General features: G+C 70.3%; 8 protein-coding genes and 1 tRNA gene. 3 read left to right on the top strand and 6 right to left on the bottom strand.

What is annotated here, in order from left to right; genetic code table 11:
- The 4 genes from VN520_RS28885 to VN520_RS28870 form a co-directional block, all read right to left on the bottom strand.
- Positions 1–214 (bottom strand): zinc ribbon domain-containing protein (locus VN520_RS28885; RefSeq protein WP_325749897.1); only part of this gene is annotated, 214 nt, incomplete at its 3' end.
- Positions 215–223: 9 nt separating this feature from the next.
- On the bottom strand, positions 224–358 hold the full coding sequence (locus tag VN520_RS28880; protein WP_325749896.1) for a hypothetical protein: 135 nt from the start codon (positions 356–358) through the stop codon (positions 224–226).
- Positions 359–468: 110 nt separating this feature from the next.
- Positions 469–1,836 (bottom strand): hypothetical protein, encoded by a 1,368-nt coding sequence (locus tag VN520_RS28875; protein WP_325749895.1) that lies wholly within the window; start codon positions 1,834–1,836, stop codon positions 469–471.
- Between the two features lie 70 nt (positions 1,837–1,906).
- Complete coding sequence (locus VN520_RS28870) at positions 1,907–2,680, bottom strand: DUF4097 family beta strand repeat-containing protein (RefSeq protein WP_325749894.1); 774 nt, start codon at positions 2,678–2,680, stop codon at positions 1,907–1,909.
- A 210-nt stretch (positions 2,681–2,890) separates the two neighbouring features.
- Here VN520_RS28870 and VN520_RS28865 point away from each other — a divergent pair.
- Positions 2,891–2,962, top strand: a tRNA-Val gene (locus VN520_RS28865).
- 539 nt (positions 2,963–3,501) lie between these two features.
- On the opposite strand, the gene VN520_RS28855 is transcribed toward VN520_RS28865, so the two are convergent.
- A complete protein-coding gene (locus tag VN520_RS28855) occupies positions 3,502–3,708 on the bottom strand; it encodes a hypothetical protein (RefSeq protein ID WP_325749892.1) in 207 nt (68 codons plus the stop codon).
- Entirely contained in the window at positions 3,705–3,854 is a 150-nt protein-coding gene (locus tag VN520_RS28850) for a hypothetical protein (protein ID WP_325749898.1), read from the bottom strand. The genes VN520_RS28855 and VN520_RS28850 overlap by 4 nt, the downstream gene beginning before the upstream one ends.
- Before the next feature lie 172 nt (positions 3,855–4,026).
- Here VN520_RS28850 and VN520_RS28845 point away from each other — a divergent pair, with 172 nt between their 5' ends.
- Entirely contained in the window at positions 4,027–5,271 is a 1,245-nt protein-coding gene (locus tag VN520_RS28845; RefSeq protein ID WP_325749891.1) for a Twin-arginine translocation pathway signal, read from the top strand.
- Between the two features lie 2 nt (positions 5,272–5,273).
- Positions 5,274–5,588: a 4a-hydroxytetrahydrobiopterin dehydratase gene (locus tag VN520_RS28840; RefSeq protein ID WP_325749890.1), complete on the top strand. Its 315-nt coding sequence runs from the start codon at positions 5,274–5,276 to the stop codon at positions 5,586–5,588.
- The last annotated feature ends 255 nt before the right edge of the window (positions 5,589–5,843 follow it).

The raw sequence follows: 5,843 nt of genomic DNA, 5'->3' as shown, positions 1-5,843 counted from the left end.
CGCCGCCGCAGCAACCACCGCCGCCGCCACCGCCGCCCGCCGGGGCGGCAGCCGGTGCGGAGGCGACGGAGCCGCCCACGGCCACGGTGGAGAGCAGCTTCACGGTGTCCTCGTGCCCGGCGGGGCAGGAGGCGGGGTCGGAGGACTCGGCCATGGGGCGGCTGAGCTCGAACGTCTCGCCGCAGGGGCGACAGCGGTACTCGTAACGAGGCATGGCCCCAGATTAGAGCCTCTTGCCCTTCTCGACCTCGGGCATCGGCACGCGGGGGCGGCGCTCCTCCCGCGCGACCTGCTCGGGCCGGTGGGCCCGCCGGTACGGATTGCCGTACGGCAGACCGCCACTGACTCTTCCGTACATGCCGGACATCATCAGCAGCGGCCCGGCCCAGCCGGACGAGCAGCGGGGCCGGCCGTGGGGAACCCGTGCCGTGGCAGAACAATGCCGACCGACCGACCGGCGCCGCGCGGTCAGGCGCCGCTCCCCAGCTCCTCGCGGATCGCGGAGACCACCTGGTTCGCGGTCCGGCGCACGGCTTCGGTCTCCGTGAGGAAGTGCCAGTAGTCGGGATGACGCTCCTCCAGCCCGGCGACCGCCCGCTCCAGTCGCGCCACGGCGTCGTCCAGCGGGCGGGCGTGGCGCGGGTCCGGCGTGTGGCGTCCTGCCATGGCGAGGCGCTGGGCGTCCCGGATCGTGAACCGGGTCCGCTCGATCTCCGCCTGCGGATTCTTGGCCACCGCGTCGAGCCGCTGCAACCGGTCCCCGGCGGCGGATACCGCCTCATCGGTCGAATTGAGCAGCGCCCGGACCGTACTCAACCGGGACGTCGCGTCGGCCCACCGCTGCTCGGAGCGCGCGTCGGCGGCCTCCGCCAGCTTCGCCTCGGCCTGCCGCACATTGACCGCCGCCTGCTCGGGAACCGGCTGCAGATCCTGCCAGCAGGCCACCGAGAAACGCCGCCGGAGCTCGCTGAGCACCGGCTCGACCTGACCGGCGCGCGTCGTCAGCGCCTGGGCCCGGGTGCGCAGGGACACCAGCCTCCGGTCGATCTCGGCGGCCCGCTCAGGAAGCCTGTCCGCCTCCGCCCGGACCGCTTCGGCGTCCCGCAGGACCCGGTCCGCGCGCTGCAGCGTCTCGGCCACCCCGTGCCGTCCCGCGCCCTGGTTGAGCTTGGTCAGCTCCGGGGCGAGAGCCGCGAGCCGGGCGGCGAGATCATCGGCCCGCAGCCCGGAAGCGCGTACGGCGTCCAGGGCGTTGCTCGCGGCCAGCAACGTCTGACGGGCCCGCTCCACAGCGGGGGCCAGCCGTGCGAGCTGGGTCTCCGCGCTGCTGAGCAGGGTCCCGAGCCCCTGGGCGAACCGGTCGAGCTCACCCTTCACCCGCACGAGCTCGTCCTTGGCGCGGGCCAGCTCGGTCCGGGCACCGGCTGCTGCCGAGGGCTCCAGATCGTCACGGTCGAGGTCGTGGGCGTCGACCGCGGTGATGTACTGGTGGCTGACCTCGTCGATCCGCCGCCCGAGCGCCGCGAAGTCCTCCGCCGCCCTGAGCGCGCGGGGCGAACTGTCCACGGCGGTGATGGTCTCGATCGAGATCCGAAGATCGCGCTGAGCGGTGTCCAGCTCGTAGAAGGCAGCCGCCGCCGCGTCCTTCGCCGCCTGCGCGTCGGCCCGCTGGTTCTCCCCGCGCCCCCCGAACCAGCGGCGCGTACCCCCGCCCGCGAAAGCACCCGGGACAGCCGCGACGACCAGGGGAACCGGCAGCAGCATCAGCACCAGGGCGTCCCTGACGGCGGAACCAACACCCGCTTTCGCCTGCGGCCGCGTGTGTATCGCCGTCACATCCCTCTCCCGTGCCGATTCGCCCTGCCCGGTTCATTCTCCCACCAGTCAGGACGAACGCACGGGCCGGTCAGTTCGCACTTCGGACAGTGATTTCACCGTTGTCGCTGCGCGCCTTCACCACGTGCTTGCTGCTGTCGCTGCGGGGCACGTCGACGGAGACCTCGCCGTTGTCGGCCTCGGCGGACACCGCGTACGCGTTCTTCCCGGCCGGCAGGTCGATGGTGATGCTCCCGTTGTCACTGACGGTGTCCACCAGATCAGGGACCTGTGTCAACCCGAGCTGGACCGAGCCGTTGTCGGAGCGGGCGATCACGGAAGACCCGGAGACCCGCTCGGCCTCGATGGTGCCGTTGTCGGCGCTCAGTTTCAGCGGCCCGGACACATCACGCACCTCGACCCCGCCGTTGTCGGCGGAGATCGTGAGGGGGGCGGTGAAACCGGCCGCGGTGACCTTCCCGTTGTCCCCCTGCACGGTCAGGGCCAGCCCCCGGGGCACCTTCACCTCGTGGTGCGCCGCACAGTTACTGATCACCGCCCGGCACTTCACCTCGAGCCTCAGCTCGTCCCTCTTGAGCTCCCACACGGGGTCGGGCCCACTGCCCAGCATGACCCACCCGTCGACACGGCGGGTCACCTCGATCTGCTCGACATCGGCGGGCACCAGGTCCAGGGTCGAGTTCTCGGCGTCGATGGTGAGCGCCTCGCCACTGAACGCGAACGACTTGTGCTCGGCGGAGGCATCCTCCGCGTCCGTACTGCCACAGCCACTGAGCGCGGCGACGAGAAGCACGGTCCCGGCGGCAGCCACGAGGGCCTCGGTACGTCGTGTACGGATGGTCATGATGTCGAGTCCCCCTGAGAGCGCTGCCGGTAGGGCTCCACCGTACGGACGGGCCCACCCCGGGACGATCCGGACGGCTACCCTCTCCGGGGTGGGGATATCCCCCGTACCGCCTCGCGAGCCCGGGGGAGCGGCGGGGCGGGCGGCGTCCGGGCGGGAACCGGATTGCCGCTGGGGGCCGTGGGCCATGTAACCTGTTGCCTCATCCACGGGTGCGTAGCTCAGGGGTAGAGCGCTGCTCTTACAAAGCAGATGTCGGCGGTTCGAAACCGTCCGCGCCCACCGTAGGAAATAGCAGGTGAGAGCCTGTTTCGGCCCTTCGGTCCACACGGACCGGGGGGCCGTTTCCATGATCGATTCCATATGGAGTCCACATCCCCACGGGGGCGTGCTCAGTGCCCGGGGGGCGGCAGTGGCCGCAGGCGGGGAGTTCGCGGAATCAGACCGGGGGCGTGCCCGGCGGTGAGGGAACCGGCGGGCAGGGCGGTGACGGGCCTTGATCCGGCGTATGTGCCGTCACTCCGTACACACCGAACGGCGGGAACAGGTCGACACGGCGGGGGAAGTGGCCGAGGGCGCAGTCCTGGCACAGCAGGTCGGTTCCGGCCGCGGTTATCCGCACGCTCTCCACCGGGGCGTTCCAGCAGGCTTCGCAGGTAGTGACGGCGGTCGGGGCCAGGGCGGTGGTCACGGGCGCTTGCCAGGGGATGTCGTGGGCGACCAGGTAGGGGTACGCATGAAGTGCCTCCGTTTCGTCGGGCGGGTGGCGGCCCGTCCCGGCCGCTGTCCTGCCAGGGAATGAGCGGCCGGGGCGGAAGTCATCAGCCGGAAGGTTGTTCTGCGTCGCAGGGAGGGCAGGACCACACCTCGGTGTCGAGGTTGTGCGCCCCGGCCTGGTCGCGGATCGTTCCGGCGGACACGGCCCCGGTGGTGAGCAGCTTCTTGCACCACACGCAGGCGCGGCCGGCGGACTGATCCCAGGTGAGGGTCTCCGGCGCGGGGAACTCCCTGGGGCCTGCGGGTGTCACGACCGCCCGTTGCACCGGTCGCACTGGCAGGCCGGGTAGACGGAGGGGGGTTCGGCTGTCTTCAACGGGACGACCTCCGCTTCCGGCCGTACCACCCGGACACTGCCGTAGCGGTTCACCTCGTACACCTTCATCGTCATTGCCACTGCTGACTCCCCGGCCGATTGGAGAACGCGCGCCCGTTCTGCTGCGTGGCCCGCTGTTACACCCCGATGATGTGCGTGTACGTCAGGTAGCGAATAGGTCGCCGAACGGCCATGTGTGGCCATGTGGCGGCCATGGCTGGGAGCGCAGGCAATGACCCCTCACACCGGTTCAGTGAGACGCAACGACGCGCTGCGGGCGGCCCGCTTGCGCAAGGGCTGGCGGACCGTCGAAGCCGCGGCCGGCATGCTCACCGAGCATGGCCAGCGGCTCCTCGACGACCGGCAGTTCACTGTGTCCGCGCGCACCTGGCGCCGGTGGGAAGGCGACCGCCCGGGCTGGCCGGCCGAGGAAACAGCGATCGTCCTTCACGACGCGCTCGGCCGGTGGCCTGAAGACCTGGGCTTCACCACCCCGCCCGGCTGGATCCGGCCCGAGCACCACGAAGAGGAAGATGTGAGCCGACGCGCATTCGTGAGCGTCACGGCGGCCGCGCTCGTCGCCGGCCCCGTCGCTCCGCAGCACGTCGATCCCGCTCTGATCGGGTACTTCCAGCAGCAGTTGGAGGGCCACTACCGGGCGGACATGTTCCTCGGCCCGCACGATCTGATCGGCACGGTGTCCGCTCAGTATCAACTCATCGACAAGCTGGCGTGCTCTGCGAAGGGTGAAACACGCCGTGGCCTCCTGCGTGTCGGGGCGGCCTATGCGGCGCTCGTCGGCTGGTTGTACCAGGACGCGGGCGACATGGACGGGGCGGCGTTCTGGCGGGGGATGACGCAGGAGATCGCCATGCGCTCCCGTGACCCGCACCTCATCGGGTACAGCCTGGTGAACCAGGCGCATGTCCGCACTGACCTGGGCGACGGATACGCGGTCATCGATCTGTGTGAGGCCGCCCTCGATGACTCCGACCGTCTGGTGCCGAAGGTACGCATCATGGCGATGCAGCAGCAGGCTCACGGTGCCAGCCTGACGGACGACCGCAGGTCGGTCGACCAGCTGCTTGACGAGGCCGACCGGCTGCTGCCCGGAGTCGACGATGACCTGCCGTGGGGCAACGCCTGCCGCCGGACACCGGGGTATCTGGAGGTGCAGCGGGCGACCTGCTACGGACGACTGGGGCTCGGTGCCGAAGCCGGTGCCCTCTGGTCCCAGGTCCTCACACTCGTGCCGGAGACGGCCCGCAGAGATCGTGGGGTGTACCTGGCACGGCAGGCTACCGCGGCCGCCGTTGCGCGGGAGCCTGATCAGGCGCTGGAGATCGCTCGTACCGTGGCGACGATCGCTGTCGAGACCCGGTCCGCGCGGATGCGCCGTGAACTGGTCACCCTGGAGCGGGCGATGCGCCCATGGCACGATTCCCCGGTTGGCCAGGACCTCGCCGAGGTCCTGGCACCTGCGACCGACGGGAGCTGACGATGGCCAAGGAACCGCTGACAGACGAGGAGATCGGCGTGCGGCTTGCCGTGGTTCCGGGCTGGTTGCGCGACGGTGACGAGATCACGCGCTCGTTCGGGATCCGGTACCACGGGGGCGTCGCGATGATCGTGCATGTCGCGGACGTTGAACGCCTCATCGGGCACCACGCGGACATCGATCTACGGTGGGACCGGGTGCGGTTCGGAATCACGACCCATGATGCCGGCCACCGGCTCACAGAGGCGGACTTCGACCTGGCCGCCCGCATCGACCGGATCGCCGCGGCACACGAAGCCAAGCCGCTCGACGCCTGACCCCGGACGCAACGAAACCGCCCCCGCCCGACCCCGCGCAGCGGCCGGACAGGGGGCGCAGGGCCAGACTCCAGTTCGGTTGTAATCCGACCCTCCTCACAAGGTCGCCTAGGAGCAATACCGGTGATTTAGGTGGTTTTCTGGCGTCTACTGGTTGCTTTGGTGGGTGGGACGAGTGTGATTGCCCTGGTGGGTGGTTGGGGTGGGTTGCGGTGGTGGGTGTGTTTGAGGTGCCAGTTGCTCATCTTGCGTTTG

It is taken from the genome of Streptomyces sp. (assembly GCF_035563135.1).
GTDB lineage: Bacteria > Actinomycetota > Actinomycetes > Streptomycetales > Streptomycetaceae > Streptomyces.
Note: the sequence above shows the minus strand (reverse complement) of the source record. Positions and strands in the feature narration are given on the sequence as shown.

What these genes read in the sequence shown, in the direction of transcription:
- VN520_RS28840 (WP_325749890.1), top strand. Translation starts at nt 5,274, where the DNA reads ATGGCCAAGGAACCGCTGACAGACGAGGAGATCGGCGTGCGGCTTGCC.
- VN520_RS28880 (WP_325749896.1), bottom strand. Translation starts at nt 358, where the DNA reads ATGTACGGAAGAGTCAGTGGCGGTCTGCCGTACGGCAATCCGTACCGG.
- VN520_RS28870 (WP_325749894.1), bottom strand. Translation starts at nt 2,680, where the DNA reads ATGACCATCCGTACACGACGTACCGAGGCCCTCGTGGCTGCCGCCGGG.